13 protein-coding genes, 1 tRNA gene and 1 pseudogene are annotated in these 16,064 nt (G+C 70.5%); 11 read left to right on the top strand and 4 right to left on the bottom strand.

Annotation, left to right across the window (positions count from 1 at the left end; translation table 11 throughout):
• Positions 1 to 62: 62 nt before the first annotated feature.
• From C4V41_RS52080 to C4V41_RS52045, 8 genes are all read left to right on the top strand, one after another.
• Positions 63 to 2,468: a serine/threonine-protein kinase gene (locus C4V41_RS52080; RefSeq protein ID WP_200824853.1), complete on the top strand. Its 2,406-nt coding sequence runs from the start codon at positions 63 to 65 to the stop codon at positions 2,466 to 2,468.
• Between the two features lie 107 nt (positions 2,469 to 2,575).
• Complete coding sequence (locus C4V41_RS52075) at positions 2,576 to 4,252, top strand: serine/threonine-protein kinase (RefSeq protein ID WP_103963518.1); 1,677 nt, start codon at positions 2,576 to 2,578, stop codon at positions 4,250 to 4,252.
• A gap of 24 nt (positions 4,253 to 4,276) precedes the next feature.
• Entirely contained in the window at positions 4,277 to 5,647 is a 1,371-nt protein-coding gene (locus C4V41_RS52070; protein WP_103963517.1) for a protein kinase family protein, read from the top strand.
• 49 nt (positions 5,648 to 5,696) lie between these two features.
• Positions 5,697 to 6,809 carry a DUF2510 domain-containing protein gene (locus C4V41_RS52065; RefSeq protein ID WP_160150699.1) on the top strand — a complete coding sequence of 371 codons (1,113 nt, stop codon included), beginning with the start codon at positions 5,697 to 5,699 and terminating at the stop codon, positions 6,807 to 6,809.
• Between the two features lie 68 nt (positions 6,810 to 6,877).
• Complete coding sequence (orn, locus tag C4V41_RS52060) at positions 6,878 to 7,471, top strand: oligoribonuclease (RefSeq protein WP_103963515.1); 594 nt, start codon at positions 6,878 to 6,880, stop codon at positions 7,469 to 7,471.
• Positions 7,472 to 7,539: 68 nt separating this feature from the next.
• Positions 7,540 to 7,612 (top strand) — tRNA-His (locus tag C4V41_RS52055).
• 188 nt (positions 7,613 to 7,800) lie between these two features.
• On the top strand, positions 7,801 to 7,995 hold the full coding sequence (locus C4V41_RS52050; protein WP_235030925.1) for a helix-turn-helix domain-containing protein: 195 nt from the start codon (positions 7,801 to 7,803) through the stop codon (positions 7,993 to 7,995).
• 71 nt (positions 7,996 to 8,066) lie between these two features.
• A complete protein-coding gene (locus tag C4V41_RS52045; RefSeq protein WP_200824852.1) occupies positions 8,067 to 9,287 on the top strand; it encodes an NAD(P)/FAD-dependent oxidoreductase in 1,221 nt (406 codons plus the stop codon).
• Between the two features lie 3 nt (positions 9,288 to 9,290).
• On the opposite strand, the gene lat is transcribed toward C4V41_RS52045, so the two are convergent.
• The 4 genes from lat to C4V41_RS52025 are packed head-to-tail and all read right to left on the bottom strand — an operon-like array spanning position 9,291 to position 13,344.
• Positions 9,291 to 10,559 carry an L-lysine 6-transaminase gene (lat, locus tag C4V41_RS52040; protein WP_103963512.1) on the bottom strand — a complete coding sequence of 423 codons (1,269 nt, stop codon included), beginning with the start codon at positions 10,557 to 10,559 and terminating at the stop codon, positions 9,291 to 9,293.
• 55 nt (positions 10,560 to 10,614) lie between these two features.
• Positions 10,615 to 11,157: an HdeD family acid-resistance protein gene (locus tag C4V41_RS52035; protein WP_103963511.1), complete on the bottom strand. Its 543-nt coding sequence runs from the start codon at positions 11,155 to 11,157 to the stop codon at positions 10,615 to 10,617.
• Positions 11,158 to 11,215: 58 nt separating this feature from the next.
• Positions 11,216 to 11,863 (bottom strand): PAQR family membrane homeostasis protein TrhA, encoded by a 648-nt coding sequence (gene trhA / locus C4V41_RS52030; RefSeq protein ID WP_103963510.1) that lies wholly within the window; start codon positions 11,861 to 11,863, stop codon positions 11,216 to 11,218.
• Between the two features lie 20 nt (positions 11,864 to 11,883).
• A complete protein-coding gene (locus tag C4V41_RS52025) occupies positions 11,884 to 13,344 on the bottom strand; it encodes a penicillin-binding transpeptidase domain-containing protein (protein ID WP_160150698.1) in 1,461 nt (486 codons plus the stop codon).
• A 124-nt stretch (positions 13,345 to 13,468) separates the two neighbouring features.
• Between C4V41_RS52025 and C4V41_RS52020 the strand changes: the two genes are divergently transcribed.
• The 3 genes and pseudogenes from C4V41_RS52020 to C4V41_RS52010 all read left to right on the top strand — a co-directional run.
• A complete protein-coding gene (locus C4V41_RS52020; protein WP_103963508.1) occupies positions 13,469 to 14,290 on the top strand; it encodes a spermidine synthase in 822 nt (273 codons plus the stop codon).
• A gap of 211 nt (positions 14,291 to 14,501) precedes the next feature.
• On the top strand, positions 14,502 to 15,542 hold the full coding sequence (locus C4V41_RS52015; protein WP_103963507.1) for a LacI family DNA-binding transcriptional regulator: 1,041 nt from the start codon (positions 14,502 to 14,504) through the stop codon (positions 15,540 to 15,542).
• A pseudogene (locus tag C4V41_RS52010) lies at positions 15,539 to 16,064 on the top strand (deoxyribose-phosphate aldolase); the annotation flags it as partial. The gene C4V41_RS52015 and the pseudogene C4V41_RS52010, both read left to right, overlap by 4 nt.

The following is a 16,064-nucleotide window of genomic DNA, read 5'->3' as shown; positions in this document are numbered from 1 at the left end:
GAAAACCCGGCTCCTTGATCACACGTCTCATCAGGTGGACCGGCTCCTGATGGGAGAGTCATATGGAGTGGAGCGCTCCCGGTTACACGGAGATCAAGCAGCTCGGGGTGGGTGCCAGCGGGCGCGTCACGCTGGCCGTGCACGACGAGACCGGCGTCAAGGTCGCGATCAAGTACCTGTCCGAGGAACTGCGGAGCGATCCCTCCGCCCTGGCCAGGTTCCAGTCGGAGGCGCGGCTGCTGACGACGCTGCGCGACCCGCACATCGCCACGCTGTGGGAGTACATCCAGGACACCGGTGGCGCGGCCATCGTGATGGAACTGGTCAACGGCGTCTCGCTGCGGGCGCTGATGCGCGAGCACGGGGAGACCGAGCCCGAGGCGGCGCTGGTCGTTCTCAAGGGCTCGCTGCTCGGGCTGGCGCGGGCGCACGGGCTCGGCCTGGTGCACCGCGACTACAAGCCCGAGAACGTGCTCGTACGCGACGACGGCGTCAGCAAGCTCGTCGACTTCGGCATCGCGGTACGCCAGGGCACGATCGCGCGCCCCGAGGGCACGCCGCCCTACATGGCCCCCGAGCTGTGGGAGGGCCTGCCGGCCTCGCCCGCCACCGACGTGTACGCGGCCACGGCCGTCTTCTTCGAGTGCCTGACCGGGCACCGCCCCTACCGCTCCACCGAGCCCAGCGTGCTCGGCTACCAGCACGTGCACGCCCCGGTGCCCTTCCACGACGCGCCCGAGCCGGTGCGCGAGCTGGTCAGGCGCGGGCTGGCCAAGGACCCGGCGCTCCGCCCTCCGAGCGCGCTGGCGTTCGTGGAGGAGCTGGAGGTCACGGCGAGGGCGGCGTACGGGGAGGACTGGGAGGAGCGCGGCAGGCGGCGGCTGGCCGCGCTGGTGGCCCTGCTGGCGCTCCTGTGGCCGATGCCGCAGACGTCACCGCCCGAGGTGACGACGTCGCTGGCCAGGACGGTGTTCCGCGGCATGCGCTCCAACATGAGCCGCGTGGCCATGGGCGGCGCGGTGGCCGCGGCGGCCGCCGTCGCGGTGGTGGTCGTGCTGACCAACCGGCAGCAGCCGCCCGAGCAGCCGATCGGCGCGGCGGCGGCCGTGCCGCCGACCTCGGTCACGACGGAGGCGGCCGGGCCGCCGACCTCGCTCGAACCCATCTCCGAGCCGCCTTCCGAACCTCCTGAGTCCGAAACGCTTCCGGAAACGGTCCCCGACTCCTTCCCCGACTCCTTCCCCGAGGACACGCCCGAGCCCGTGCCGCAGGGCTCGCCAGAACCGGACGAGCCGGACGACGGCCCCACCCGCGCGGTTCCCCCGCCCGACGAGGAGACCGACCCGCCGCCCAGGCCGACCAGGACCCGCACCACCTCGACCAGCACGCCCACCACACCCACCACGCCTCCGGTGACGCTGACGCCCACGACGGCGCCGCCGGTCACCTCGGTGCTCGGGGTGGACGTCGGCCCGATCTCGATCGACGGCACCGTCGTCCGGAGCACCGTCACGGTGCGCGCCAGCGGCACCGACGACGTCACGGCCACCGCGCGCTGGACGGCGCCGGGCACGAACGGCCGCGTCGAACGCCTGAACCTGAGCGGGGCCCGGTCCTACACCCGCGCGCTCACCTGGTCGATCGGCGAGCGCCCGTGCGGCGGCACGGTCGGCCTGACCGTCACCACCTCCCCCGCGTCCCAGGGCGGCGCCAGGTCGGTCTCGCTGCCGCTGCCCGCCTGCCCGACCAGGGTGACCGGGCTGCGCGTCAGCCTGAACCTGCCCGCCGCGCCGGGCCGTACCGCCACCGCCCGGGTCAGGGTGGTCGCGAGCGGCACCGGGGAGATCCCCGTGACGGCCCGGTTCGCGGTCAACGGCGACGGGGTCGGCACGCGTACCGCGACGTTGCGCGGCCAGACCTCCTACAACGAGACGTTCACTCACGCGTTCGAGGCTCGCCCCTGCGGCTCGACATTGTCGGTACGGGTGACCGCGGGCGGCCGGACGGCCACGGGCCGGACCTCGGTGCCCTGCCCGCCGCGGGTACGGTCGGTGTCGATCGGCGACGTCGGCGTCGGCAAGGACCTCAGCGCGGCCGTCTCGGTGACCACGAGGGACGCCGAGCCGGTACGCCTCACCGTGCGGTTCTCGGCCGGCGAGGGCTCCGGCTCCCAGACGGTCACCCTGTCCGGCGACACCTCCTACCGGCGGGTCTTCAGCTACGGCCGGAGCCTGCCCTGCGGCACGCGATGGACCGTGACGGCCTCCACCGACCCGGCGGCGGCCGGCGGAAGCGCGAGCAGGAGCGGGACCACGCAGGCGTGCCCGCCGAGCGAAAAGCCGAGCGAGAAGCCAAGCGAGAAGCCGAGCGAAGAACCGAGCGAGGAGCCCACGCGGGAAGGGCCGAAGGTCACGCCTAAGCCAGACCCGGAAAGTCCCCGTCCTGATACCCCTGGCACCGTGGAGTGACAATTCTGACTTAGAGGGACTTTGGTAGCCGGAAAGTGCTCCTGTCTGGTTAAGCTACGGACCGTTTGATGAGGGTGGGGGCCCAAGCAACTCCAGAGGAGACCGTTATGTACGGTGATGGTCAGTGGGGGGTCCCCGGCTACACCGAGGTACGCGAACTCGGCGCGGGCGCCGCCGGCCGGGTCGTGCTGGCCACGCGCGACTACGACGGCGTCGAGGTGGCCGTCAAGTACCTCAGTGACGAGCTGAGAGCCGACGTCGGGTTCGTCGCCCGGTTCCGGCACGAGGCCCGGTTACTCGGCACGCTGCAGAGCGCGTACCACGCCCGGCTGATCGACTACGTCGAGACCGGTCGCGGCGCGGCGATCATCATGGAGCTCATCAACGGCGTGTCGCTGCGCGAGATGCTCAGGTCCGAGGGCCCCACCGGGCCTGAGGCGGCGCTGACGGTGCTCAAGGGCTCGCTGCGGGGGCTGGCCTCGGCGCACGCGATCGGTGTCGTGCACCGCGACTTCAAGCCCGAGAACGTCATGGTCCAGGGCGACGGCACCAGCAAGCTCGTGGACTTCGGCATCGCGGTCAGGGCCGGGGAGGGCGCGAACGCGGCGGGCACGCCGCCGTACATGGCTCCTGAGCAGTGGACGGGCGCGCCGGCCGGCCCCGCCACCGACGTGTACGCCGCCACCATCGTCTTCTTCGAGTGCCTGACGGGCACGCGCCCCTTCCGCGCGCCCAACGTCGTGGCCCTGGCCCACCAGCACCAGAGCGCCCCGCCTCCGGTGGAGGAGGTGCCCTCCGCGCTGCGCGGCCTGGTCGAGCGCGGCATGGCCAAGGACCCGGCCGAGCGGCCGCCGTCGGCGGAGGCGTTCCTGACCGAGCTGGAGGCCGTCGCCGCCGAGGCGTACGGGCCCGACTGGGAGGAGCGCGGCCGTCGCCGCCTGGCCGCCCTCGCGGGCCTGCTGGTGCTGCTCTTCCCGGGCGCGCTCAACGAGCCGGCCGAGACGGAGACCGCGCTCACCGAGACGGAATTCAGCGACCCGCCCAGCGTCCTGAGCAAGCTCCCCGCCAAGATCGCGATCGGCGCGGTGGTGGTCGGGGTATTGGTGGGCGCCATCGTGGTCATCGCCAACATCGGCTCCACGGAGCCCGTGCTGCAGGCGCAGACCAGCCAGGTCGCGCCGACCACGTCCGAGCCCGCCTCGCCGGAGCCGGAGGAGACGACCGAGGAGCCGGCGCCCACTCCCGAGGAGTCCGCGCCGGAGAACACGCCGGAGCCGACGCCGGCCGTCACGTCGACCGCCGCGCCGCCACCCGTCCAGCCCACCGCCACGCCCAAGAAGACCGTGACGCCCAAGCCCACCCGGGTCAGGACGACGCCGCCCAGGACGAAGAAGCCCACCCCGACCGGCACGCCGACGCCGTCGGCCGACCCCGAGATGAGCGGCGAGGTCGGCGACCCCGAGGGCGACGACCCGCCGGCGACGGCCGCCCCCACCCAGACGAGCACGCAGACGAGCGCGCCGCCGGACCAGGGCCCCACCACCAGGCCCACCCAGACGCCCACCCGGGACGACGAGGGGCCGGGCGGCGAGATACCGACGAAGACCGGCGGCGGCGAACCCACACCGCAGCCGACGCCGTCGCCCGAGCAGCCGCCGCAGCTCGACGGCGCGAGCAAGGCGCAGTCCGCACTGATCGCGCTCGGCCTGGTGACGTCGGGCGCCGTTCCGGTCACACTTGCGGTGAAGCGCCGTTTGGCGGGGCGCCACCGAAGGAAGCGCTAGAACACGCCGGGGGGCAACGGCGAGATGGACAACCCTGGAAACGGTATCGCCGGATTCCGGCTCACCGAGCACACCTGGATGACCGAACTGGGCAACTGGATCGACGCCATCTCACCCGATGGGCGCAGGGCGGGCGCGCTGCTGTTCGATCCCAAGATCATCGGCCTGCCGGGCGTACGCGACCGCGTGGTCCACACCGTCATGACCGACCAGCGGCTCGTGCTGGCCGGGCTGACCGGGCTGATCCCCGTGGCCGACGTGGTCGCGGCGGGCGACCAGGTGTGGCTGCTGACCGCGCAGGCGGTCAAGCCCACCCTGTCCGACCTGATCGCCGCCGGGCCCGTGGATCCGGGCGGGGCGGCCTCCGTCCTGGTGGAAACCGCACAGACGCTGTTGGCGCTGCACGCCGCCGGGGTCACGCACGGCTCGGTGCACCCGGGCACCGTGGTGATCACGGCCGAGGGCGCCGCGCTGCTGTCGGAACGCGGCCTGTCCGACGCCATCCGCGGCCGGGTCTCACCGCGCGAGCGCGACGCGGCCGGCTGGGCGTCGCTGGCGCGTGGGCTGGCCGCCTCCTTCGGGCAGAGCGCGCCGCGGGCGGCCGAACTGTTCGAGCGGGCCGCCTCCGCCGCCAGCACCCTGGGCCTGGCCACGGCACGGGACACGCTGGTCAACGAGCGGGGCCTGCTGCCCGACGGGCGGATCGGCAGGGAGGGGCTGGCGCGGGCGGCGCGCGGGCGGTCGGCGTTCGCGCAGCCGCCGTCGTACGCGCGGGCGCCGATCGCGCCGCCTAGAGACGAGGGCGACATCGTCACGCTGCTGCACGTTCCCGGCCCCTCCGCGGGACCGGTCCACTTCGGGCCCGGGGTCGGCACGCAGGAGCAGCGGCCGGAGACGACGGCCGAGCGGATCTGGCGGGCGGGACGCGGCGAGGCGGCCACCGAGCACCGTGCGGGCAGGCGGGCAGGCAGGCGGGAGGGCAAGGTCTCGCGGGCGCGGCGGCGCCGGACGATCCTGTCGACCGCGGTCTTCGCGATCATCATGGCGGGGGCGATCCTGGCCTGGTTCACGCTGAGCGACTCACCTGATCTGACGGTCAAGTCGATCAACGTGGTGGCGCCGAAGAAGACGCAGGGCTGCAACAGCGCCGTGGTGGTCACGGGCACGGTCGTCACCAACGGGGCGCCCGGGGAGATCAGCTACGAGTGGCGCAAGAACCTGGACAAGGAGGTCGTGAAGGGGACGCTGCGCACGCGGGCCGACCAGACGTCGTACCAGGTGCCGCTACGGTGGACGCTGCGGGGCAAGAGCAGCGTCAAGGCCACCGCCACGCTGCGCATTCTCACCCCTGGGCCGGTGCGCGCCGACAAGGCGAGCTTCACGTACAAGTGTTGATCCCGCTCCAGCAATGCATATCAAAGCGGTTCTTACTAATCTGGCGAACATGACCACGCAGACCCCCGCGGGCTGGTACCCGGACCCCTATGGAGAGCCCCGGCTCCGCTGGTGGGACGGCAACCAGTGGACGGACGCCACGCACGCCCAGGAGCAGGGGCCCGGCCAGCCCTCCTCAGGACCGCAGCAGCAACAGCCGTCACCCCAGTCAGGCCCCCAGGCACAGCAGACCGGCCCCAACTGGGCGGCGACACCGGCGAACCCGACGTTGCAGTTCGGCCAGCCCACCTACGGCCAAGGCGCCTACGGCGGCCCGCCGCCCACCCAGCCGCTGGGCGGCGGGCCACCGCCGGGGCCACAGGGGCCGCAGGGGCCGGGCTACGGCCCGCCGCCCAAACAGGGCAACCCGCTGCCCTGGGTGTTCGGCGGGCTGGCGGCGCTGGTGGTGCTCGCGCTGATCGTGGTGGCGGCCATCTTCTTCGTCAACAGGAACGCCGCGCTGACCGCGTCGCCCACGACGCCGACGCCGGAGCGGCTCGAAACGCAGCCGCCGCCCTCGCAGGAGCCCCCGCCGTCCCAGGACCCGCGGCCCAGCCAGGGCGCCGGGCAGTTCCCCCAGCCGGCGGGCGACCTCCTCACCGACCCGCGCAGCGGCGTCTCGTTCCAGGTGCCCGACGGCTGGACGGTGCCCGAGCCCGCCACCGTCAACAACGGCAACCCGGCCACGCAGCAGTGGTCGGCCGCGGTCAAGGCCATCTCGCAGGAGGACTACCAGGGCCAGGACGACTGGATCGGCAACGTCTTCACGGGCGTGCTCAACGAGCTCTATCCCTACTCCGGCAGCTCCTCGGGGCTGGGCGACACGGCGAAGTCCGCGTTCGTGGAGTTCAGCACCCAGTACTACCAGCCCGCTCACGAGAGCAAGGTCGTCGAGGACAAGGCGATGAAGGTCGGCGACCGGGACGCCTGGTTGTTGCAGTTCGAACTCGACTTCACCAAGGTCTCGGAGGAGAAGGGCTATAAGTGGAAGAAGGAGAACGGGGCTATCGTGCTCATAGATCGTGGCGAGGGCGAATATCCGGCCATCGTCTACATCTCCGTTCCCGACAATCTGGGCACCGACGTCGTCGGCAAGGTTGTGAGCTCGCTCAAGCTCTCGTAACCGGTGGCACTAGGCTTGTGGGGTAACAAGCGGGCGGATAGCTCCGAGCCGCTGGGCGAGGAGATCGAATGAGTGACTTGCTGGTCTGGATCGACTGCGAGATGACCGGGCTCGACCTTAGCCGCGACGCGCTCGTCGAGGTGGCGTGCGTGATCACCGACAGCGAGCTCAATCAGCTGGACGAGGGCGTCGACGTGGTCATCAAGCCGCCGCCGGAGTCGCTGGAGCAGATGTCGCAGGTCGTGCGCGAGATGCACACCTCCTCCGGGCTGCTGCCCGAGCTGGCGGGCGGCGTGACGCTGGCGGAGGCGGAGTCGCTCGTGCTCGACTACATCCGCCGCCACGTGCCCGAGCCGAAGAAGGCGCCGCTGTGCGGCAACTCGATCGGCACGGACCGCACGTTCCTGTCGCGCGACATGCCCGGGGTCGACTCCTATTTGCACTACCGGATGGTCGACGTCTCGTCGATCAAGGAGCTGGCGCGCCGCTGGTATCCGCGGGTCTACTTCGCCGCGCCGGAGAAGCAGGGCGGGCACCGGGCCCTGGCCGACATCACGGAGAGCATCAGGGAGCTGCGCTACTACCGCGCGGCCATCTTCGTGGCGCAGCCCGGACCCGACTCCGCGACGGCGAGAGGCCTGGCAGAGCGGGTGAGCGGTTAAACCGGTGGCGTAAAGACTCCCGAACCCCGCTACACTTTTCCTGTGCCGCCACACAGCGGGCGGCCATGGTGGGTGTAGCTCAGTTGGCAGAGCGCCAGGTTGTGGTCCTGGATGTCGAGGGTTCAAGTCCCTTCACTCACCCTGACACGAACGGCCGGTCTTGAGGGACCGGCCGTTTCGTTTTCTCACGGGCAACGGCCCCAAATCATGACAATGCGGGTTATGCTCGCTGTCTACCGCTAACGCCGGAAGCGCGGGGGCCTCGGCGATCTGACCGTCTGCGCGCCCCCGGAGGCCGGATGAGAGTCGACGACGCAGCGTTCGATAGCGTGTTCACGTCCCTGAGCAAACGCGAAGCCGAAGTCATGGACCTGATCGCCACAGGCCAGTCCAACGGGCAGATAGCACAACGGCTGTTCCTCAGCGAGAAGACGGTCAAGAACCACGTCAACCGCATCTACGCCAAGCTCGGCGTCGACTCCAGGGTCACGGCCATCGGGCTGTGGCGATCCCGTCAGGAGTAGCGCCGGTGGTTTAAAAGATGCCGGCGGTGCCAGAGGCATCCATGACGTCGTTGAGGGGGAAGGACTCTGTCATGGTGCATAGACCGCGGGTCGTCGTCGTGGGTGCGGGTTTCGCCGGGCTGTCCGCCACGCGGGAGCTCGCCAAGGGCGGCGCTCTGGTGACGCTCGTCGACCGCAATCCGTACTCGACCTTCCAGCCCCTGCTCTACCAGGTGGCGGCCGCCGGCATGGGCTCGGCCGACGTGTCCTACCCCAACAGGACCTTCGCCGCCCGATGGCCGAACGTGCGGGCCAGGCGGGCCTCGCTGAGCAAGCTGAAGCCGCAGGAGCGGCGGGTGGAGTTCGAGGACGGGAGCGAGCTGGAATACGACTATCTCGTCATCGCCACCGGGGTGACCACCAACTGGCTCAACGTGGCGGGCTCGCGGGAGAACGCGCTGCCGATCTACTCGCTGGCCGACGCGGGCAACCTGCGGCGGCGGCTGCAGCAGTGCCTGGAGGACACGGCGCTGGGGCGGCGCGACGGCACGCACGTCGTGGTCGTGGGCGCCGGGGCGACCGGGGTCGAGATGGCGGGCACGCTGGCCGAGCTCCGGCGGCGCACGCTGCCGCTGACGCATCCCGAGATCAGGCCCGAGCAGACGAGCGTGACGCTGGTGGAGCGGTTCGACTTCGTGCTGGCCCCTTACAAGGCGCGGCTGCGCGACGCGGCGGCCGCGGCGCTGCGCAGGCGCGGCGTGCACCTGCGGCTGGGATCGACGGTGGCGGCCGTGGAGCCGGACGCGGTGGTGCTCAAGGACGGCACGCGGCTGCCGAGCGACGTGACCGTGTGGGCGCTGGGGGTCACCGCGCCGCCGGAGGTGAACGTCTGGGGGCTGCCGCAGGGCCAGGGCGGGCGGATCACGACCACCGAGGCGCTCAACGTGCCCGAGCATCCCGAGATCTTCGTCGCCGGCGACCTCGCGGGGCCGCCCGCGCCGCTGCCCCAGCTCGCCCAGCCGGCGATCCAGATGGGCAAGTTCGTCGGGCGGCAGATCATCGCGGCGGCCCAGGGGCAGGAGCTGCGGCCGTTCTCCTACCGGGATCCCGGGATCATGGCCACCGTGGGCAAGGCGCAGGCCGTGCTGCAGCTGCCCAGCGGGCTGACCATGCACGGTCTGCCCGCCTGGCTGGTGTGGATCTTCATCCACGTGGCCTACCTGCTGGGCGGGCGCAACCGCGTCAGCGTGCTGCTCAACTTCTTCTGGCGCTACTTCGGTCCACGGCGCAGCGCCACGAGCGTCACGCAGTAGGGCTCACAGCGCGGCCGACAGGGCGGCCAGGCCGTGGTCGACGTCGGCCTCCGGGATGTTCAGGGCCGGGCGCAGACGTACGGACCTGGAGCCGCACGGCAGCACCAGGACGCCGTGCTCCTCCCTGAGCCGGGCCACCAGCGCGTCGCGGGCGGCCTGGTCCGGCAGGTCGAACGCGCACATCATGCCCCGGCCCCGGACGTTGGACATCGCGTCAGGGTGCTCGGCCTCCAGCTTGGTGAGGCGTTCGAGCAGCACGTTGCCCACGGTCGCGGCCCGCGCGATCAGCCCCTCGCGCTCCATGATCTCCAGGATGCCGCGACTGCGGACCATGTCGACCAGGCCACCGCCCCACGTGGAGTTGATCCGGCCGCTCTGCTGGAACACGTTGTCCGGCACCTGGTCCACCCGGCGACCGGCCATGATCCCGCCGACCTGGACCTTCTTGGCGAACGCCACCACGTCGGGAGCGAGCCCCATCTGCTGGTACGCCCACGGCGTCCCGGTCGTCCCGCCGCCCGTCTGCACTTCGTCAAGGATGAACAGGGCGTCGTTGCGATGACAGAGCCGCTGCATGGCCTGCAGGAACTGGGGCCGCATGTGGTTGTCGCCGCCCTCGCCCTGGATCGGCTCGGCGATGAAGCAGGCGATGTCGTGCGGATACCGCTCGAACGCCGCGCTCGCCTGCGCCAGCGCCCGCTCCTCGGCCGCCTCGACGTCGCCGAGGTGGATGGCGGGCACGTCGATGCGCGGCCAGTCGAACTTGGGGAAGCGGTCGGTCTTGCCCGGCTCGGTGTTGGTCAGGCTCATGGTGTAGCCGCTGCGGCCGTGGAAGGCCCTTGTCAGGTGCATGACCTTGGTGCCCAGGTCGCGGGACCTGCCCGCGGCCTCGTTGCGGCGGCTCTTCCAGTCGAAGGCGGTCTTGAGCGCGTTCTCGACCGCCAGGGCGCCGCCCTCGACGAAGAACAGGTGCGGCAGCTCCGGGTCGCCGAGCACGCGGGCGAAGGTGTCGACGAAGTCGGCCAGGTGCTCGGTGTAGATGTCGGGGTTCGCCGGTTTGTTGCGGGCGACCTGGCCGAGCAACTGGGTGAAGCCGGGGTCGAAGGGCGGGTTCACGCCCAGCGGGGCCGAGGCGAAGAAGGTGTAGAAGTCGAGGTATCGGCGGCCGTTCCGGGCGTCGACGAGCCAGGAGCCCTGACTGAGCTCCAGGTCGAGCACCAGGCGGTAGCCGTCGACGAGCAGGTGGCGGGCAAGGCGGGCGTGTACGTCCATGGCGCCTCCACAGCGGTGACATTCCTGTCGAGAAATGCGAGCTTCTCTTGAAAATTTACGGCATGCCTGGGGTTGGAGTGAAGTTCCTCACGCGGATCGATAGAACGATCATGGCGATGCCGTACATGATGGCGAAGACGCCGATCAGCCAGAGCAGGCTGAGCAGACCCGCGCCCGGCCAGCCGAGCAGCAGGAGACCGAAGATCACCGACAGGACACCGCCGACGATGAGCATCCACTCGTTGTCGATGACCTTGCGGAGCTGGATCCCGGCCACGACCTCGGCCACACCGGTGAGGATGGCCCAGAAGGCGATGATGAAGAGCAGGGCCAGCGAGCTGAGGCCCGGCCAGATGAACGCCACGATTCCGGCGAGGATGCCGAGAATGCCGGAGATGATGAGCCAGGCCCGTGACCTGGCCCCGTGCCGGAACCCGGCCATCAGCGCGAAGACTCCGCTGACCAGGGCGTACGCGCCGAAAAAGATCACCAGTACGAGCAGCGTCAGCCCCGGCCAGATGAGCGCCAGGATGCCGAAGACGATGGCCGCGATGCCGCGTACGAGCAGCAGCCACCACGACCGCGAAATGTCCTCCATGCTGGTCTGCCTTTCCTGGACGTGCCCGGAAACAGACCAGCGCGGGGTCAAGAGTCGTTCACACGTGGGAGTAGACCACGATCGAGACCGCGATGTACTGCACCAGGTACGCGGCGATGGTGAAGGCGTGGAAGACCTCGTGGAAGCCGAACCAGCTCGGCGAGGGGTCGGGGCGGCGCAGGCCGTACACGATCGCGCCGGCCGAGTAGAACACGCCGCCGACGGCCACCAGCACGACGGCGGCCACGCCCGCGCCTTCGAGCAACTGCGGCATCACGAAGATCGCCGTCCAGCCCAGGCCGAGGTAGAGCACGGTGTAGAGCCAGCGCGGCGCGTTCATCCACAGCACCCGGAACGCCACCCCGGCCAGCGCCCCGCCCCAGATGACGGAGAGCACCGCCACCCGGGCCACCCCGTCCAAGGCCAGCAACGCGAACGGGGTGTAGGTCCCCGCGATGATCAAATAGATGTTGGCGTGATCGATCCTGCGCAGGAACTCCGCCAGCCGCGGGCCGAGCGTGCCGCGGTGATAGGTCGCCGAGATGCCGAACAACAGCGCCGAGGTGAGGGCGTAGATCGAGGAGGCCAGACGGGCCTGCAGGGTCGGGCCGAGCGCCACCAGGACGAACCCGGCCACCAGGGTCACGGGCAGTGCTCCAGTGTGCAACCAGCCACGCAGCCTGGGCTTTACGGTGATGGTCGTCATATAACCTACGGTACCGTAGGTTACAGGCCCTTAAGGAAGCGGGCCGCTATCGGAACGGCCACCGCCCGCCCCGACCCGCCGTGCCGCACGAAGACGCAGAACGCCAGGTCGTCGCGGTATCCGATGAACCAGGCATGCGAGGTCTCGTCCGGCACCTCGGCCGTCCCCGTCTTGCCCGCCACACCCTCGGGCAGCTCCGACTCGCTGGCCGTGCCGTAGTCCACCACGGCCGCCATCATGTCCCGCAGCGCGGTCACGATCCCTTCGTCCATGGGGACGTCCTCGTGCGGCTGCCCGTCGATCCTGAGCACCTCGTCCTTGGCCAGCAGCCGCGGCGAGCGCCAGGTGCCGCTCTCCACGGCGGCGGCGAGCGCGGCCATGCACAGCGGCGTGGCGACGACCTCGCCCTGGCCGATGACGTCCGCGCCGAACATGTCGGGATCGTCGGTCTCCGGGACGGTGCCGCAGGTGCCGCCGATGCCCGTCGCGATGGGCCGGCCGAATCCCCACTCGTCCGCCGTCGCGCGCAGGTCGTCCACGGTGAGCCGGGTCGTGGCCTGCTCGACGAAGGTGGTGTTGCAGGAGTGGGCGAAGGCGTCGGTGAGGGTGACCACGCCGCGGTCGACCTCGCCGGCGTTGGTGAAGGAGCTGTGGAACGGGATCGTGTACGCCCCCGGGCAGCCCACCTGGGTGGCCGGGTCGTACCCGCTCCTGAGCAGCGCCGCCGCGGTGATCACCTTGAAGACCGAACCGGGCGGGAAGACGTCCCGTACGGCGCTGAAGTTGTCCTTGAGGCGGTCGGCCAGCCCGATGATCTCGCCGGTGCTCGGCCGGATGACGATGATCGTCGAGTCCTCGACCCCGTCCAGCGCCCGCGCGGCCGCCGCCTGCACCGGGCGCGACAGGGTGGTGCGCTCGACATTCGCCTCGGGCCGGCTGGTCAGCAACTGCCTGTCGGGCTGCCCCGGCACCTTGGACACCAGCGCCCAGCCGTGGCTGGCCTGCGCGAACTCGGGCTTGAGCGGGTTGAGGTACGCGTCCGCGTAGCTGTCGTTCGGGATCCTGTCGCCCTCGCTGGTGACCAGCTCGGCCGCCGAGGCGTCGATCTCGCCCAGCTCCAGCGTGCCGCCGCCCTTGAGCAGGGGGTGCAGCGTCTCGGGAGTCCACAGCACCTTCCAGGCCCGATCGCGTACGCCCATGCGCAACGTGCTGTCGAACTGCCACGCCCCGAACTCGGTGAGCTGCCGCACCCCCGCGAACGGCACCTCGGCGGCCTGCTCCCCCGTGCTCTTCAACGGGCCCGGCGTGAGCTGGATGGACTCGACGTGCAGCTCGTCACTGAGGGCGCGATGCCGTACGGCGAAGTCCGCGGGCGGCTGGTAGACCAGGCGGGCCATGGCCGACACGTTGCCCTTGTGCCAGGCCGCGAAGTACGCCGCGGCCGTCTGGGAGGGGCTCCCCTTGACCCTGCTGGACGCCATGACCGCGAAAGCACCCGCCCCGACTACCGCGACCACCGCGATAACGAGCACAATCAGCCTTCGTCGTCGCATACCGTTTTCTCCCAGGAGGGGATCAGACGTGGCTCGTGGACAGCGGGAACCGATGCCTGGCCGGTATCCGGTGACGTTCGGTGAGATCGAACTTCTCCGTGATCTGGACAGGCAGGACGGCTGGGTGCTGTCCAAAGATGGCGTACCTCAGTCGTACGTAGATCTACAAGACCCGACATTTCTGGAATTCGAGTATGTACGACTCATGGCGGACGTGATCGACCTTTTGCCAGAAGGGGTGCTGAGCTGCGTACATGTGGGCGGCGGGGCCTGCACGATCCCCCGCTACGTAGCCGCCACCCGCGCCGGCTCGCGGCACATCGTCATCGAACCCGACGGCCTGCTGGTCAACCTCGTCCGTGAGCAACTGGACCTGCGCTCGGTCCCCCGCCTCAAGGTCATCATCGACGGGGGGCGCGAGGGCACGGCCAAGATCTGGGACGCCACGGCGGACCTGGTGGTCCTGGACGCGTTCTCGGGGGCGACGATGCCGGTGGAGCTGGCGACGGCCGAGTACATGGGCGACATCGCCCGCATCCTCCGCCCGGACGGCACCCTCCTCATCAACCTGGCCGACGGCAAGGGCCTGGCCTTCGCCAGACGCCTGCTGGCCACGGTGACGGGCGCCTTCCGGCACGTGGCCCTGCTGGCGGAACCGGGCATCATGCGCGGCCGCCGCTTCGGCAACTTGATCGTCGCGGCGTCTCGGACGGAGCTGCCGCTGGATCTGCTGACGAGAAGGGCGGCGGGCGGCCTCACCCAGGCACGCTGCCTCCACGGGGCAACATTGACGAACTTCATCGCCGGAGCCGCCGCCATCAAGGACGGCGACCCGGTCCTGGCCCCGGTCCCGCCCCCGGCCGTCTTCGGCTGAACATACGCTCCTGGCGCGATGACCCGCGAGTGGGTCCCTTCAACTGATAACGGTTTCAGTAGGCATTCCAGCAGACCCGTCCGCGGTCGAGGCATACCCGGCCTCGAGGTGGAGAAATGCCGATGTATGTAACGAGTTGGATACATGGCATTGACACTCTGCGGCCACATCCTGCCATCATCACTGACATCGATTTCAGTTTGGAGCTCACTTGGTCACCATCCATGACGTAGCAGCTCGCGCGGGGGTCTCTCCCGCCACGGTCTCGCGCTTCCTGCGCGGCCAGCGGGTGCGCTCGTACGAGGCGGTCCAGGCCGCCATCGACGAGCTGGGCTACTGGCCGAGTGCCGCGGCGCAGTCGCTGAAGTCCGGGCGCACCAACACGATCGGCGTCGTCGTCCCGGACATCACGAACCCCTACTTCGCCGCGGTGGTCAAGGGCATGGAGTCCGTCACGCGTACGGAGCCCTACCGCATCCTGCTCGCCAACAGCGACGAGAGCAGCGAGCAGGAGGACGATGTGCTGGCGGACATGGTGCGCAGGGTCGACGGCATCATCCTCGCCCCCGCCACCGAGCAGGACGAGACCCCGCTGCACGTGCACGACGCCGACGTGCCCCTGGTGTTCGTGGACCGCGATCTGGCGGGCGGCGAGCGGTTCGACGCCGTGCTGGTCGACAACGACGGCGGCGGCAGGCAGGCGGCCGAGCACCTGCTCGCCCTCGGGCACACCCGGGTGGCCGCGATCAGCGGCACCCTGGACACCACCCCCGGCCGGCTGCGGCGCGAGGGGTTCGTCGGGACGCTCGCCAACGCGGGCATCGAGGTGCCGCCCGAGTACGACCTGGTCGGCGACTTCAAGGAGCACAGCGGCTACCAGCTCACCCTGTCCCTGCTGTCGCTTCCCGAACCGCCCACCGCCATCTTCGCCGCCAACAACCTCATGACGCTGGGCGTGCTCAAGGCGCTGCACGACATGCGAATCGACATCCCCGGCCAGATCAGCCTGATCGGCTTCGACGACCTGGACACCGGTCCGCTGCTCAAGCCGCCCCTGACCGTCATCGACCGGCCGATGTTCGAGCAGGGCGTGCTCGCCATGCGGCTGCTGCTGCGCCGGCTGGCCCCCGAGGAGACCGGCGGCGGCGCCAGCCGCATCGTCCTGGACACCAAGCTGATCGAACGCGCCTCCACCGCCCCGCCGGGCGGATGGCCGGCCCCCTCACGCACGAGAAAGACCCGATCGCGATGAGCGTTGTGACCACCTCGCTCGCGGACGTCGCCTCGTCTGACGCGGCACTGCGAGCATTTCTGCACGGCCTGCCCGGGGTCGACCGGGTCGGCGCGGACCAGCGGGCGGCGATGCTGGGCACCCGTTCGATCAAGACCACGGCCAAGGCGAAGGCCATTGACCTGGCCATCTCCATGGTCGACCTGACCACACTCGAAGGGGCCGACACGGCCGGCAAGGTACGCGCGATGTGCGCCAAGGCCGTGCACCCGGGCGGTGAGGCGCCCCGGGTGGCGGCCGTGTGCGTCTATCCCGACCTGGTCGCCACGGCCGTCGCGGCGGTGCGCGGTTCGGGGGTGAAGGTGGCCTCGGTGGCCACCGCGTTCCCGAGCGGGCGTTCCTCGCTGGAGGTGAAGGTGAGCGACACCGCGCTGGCGGTGGCGGCGGGCGCCGACGAGATCGACATGGTGATCGACCGGGGCGCGTTCCTGTCCGGCCACTACCTGAAGGTTCATGAGGAGATCGTGGCGGTGAAGGCGGCCT

It is taken from the genome of Nonomuraea solani (assembly GCF_900108335.1).
GTDB lineage: Bacteria > Actinomycetota > Actinomycetes > Streptosporangiales > Streptosporangiaceae > Nonomuraea > Nonomuraea solani.
Note: the sequence above shows the minus strand (reverse complement) of the source record. Positions and strands in the feature narration are given on the sequence as shown.

Bases quoted from the DNA above. Each gene is read 5' to 3' on its own strand.
- orn (WP_103963515.1), top strand. From the start codon at position 6,878: ATGAGTGACTTGCTGGTCTGGATCGACTGCGAGATGACCGGGCTCGAC.
- C4V41_RS52045 (WP_200824852.1), top strand. From the start codon at position 8,067: ATGGTGCATAGACCGCGGGTCGTCGTCGTGGGTGCGGGTTTCGCCGGG.
- C4V41_RS52065 (WP_160150699.1), top strand. From the start codon at position 5,697: ATGACCACGCAGACCCCCGCGGGCTGGTACCCGGACCCCTATGGAGAG.
- C4V41_RS52020 (WP_103963508.1), top strand. From the start codon at position 13,469: ATGCCTGGCCGGTATCCGGTGACGTTCGGTGAGATCGAACTTCTCCGT.
- C4V41_RS52080 (WP_200824853.1), top strand. From the start codon at position 63: ATGGAGTGGAGCGCTCCCGGTTACACGGAGATCAAGCAGCTCGGGGTG.
- C4V41_RS52035 (WP_103963511.1), bottom strand. From the start codon at position 11,157: ATGGAGGACATTTCGCGGTCGTGGTGGCTGCTGCTCGTACGCGGCATC.
- C4V41_RS52025 (WP_160150698.1), bottom strand. From the start codon at position 13,344: ATGGCGTCCAGCAGGGTCAAGGGGAGCCCCTCCCAGACGGCCGCGGCG.
- trhA (WP_103963510.1), bottom strand. From the start codon at position 11,863: ATGACGACCATCACCGTAAAGCCCAGGCTGCGTGGCTGGTTGCACACT.
- lat (WP_103963512.1), bottom strand. From the start codon at position 10,559: ATGGACGTACACGCCCGCCTTGCCCGCCACCTGCTCGTCGACGGCTAC.
- C4V41_RS52075 (WP_103963518.1), top strand. From the start codon at position 2,576: ATGTACGGTGATGGTCAGTGGGGGGTCCCCGGCTACACCGAGGTACGC.
- C4V41_RS52070 (WP_103963517.1), top strand. From the start codon at position 4,277: ATGGACAACCCTGGAAACGGTATCGCCGGATTCCGGCTCACCGAGCAC.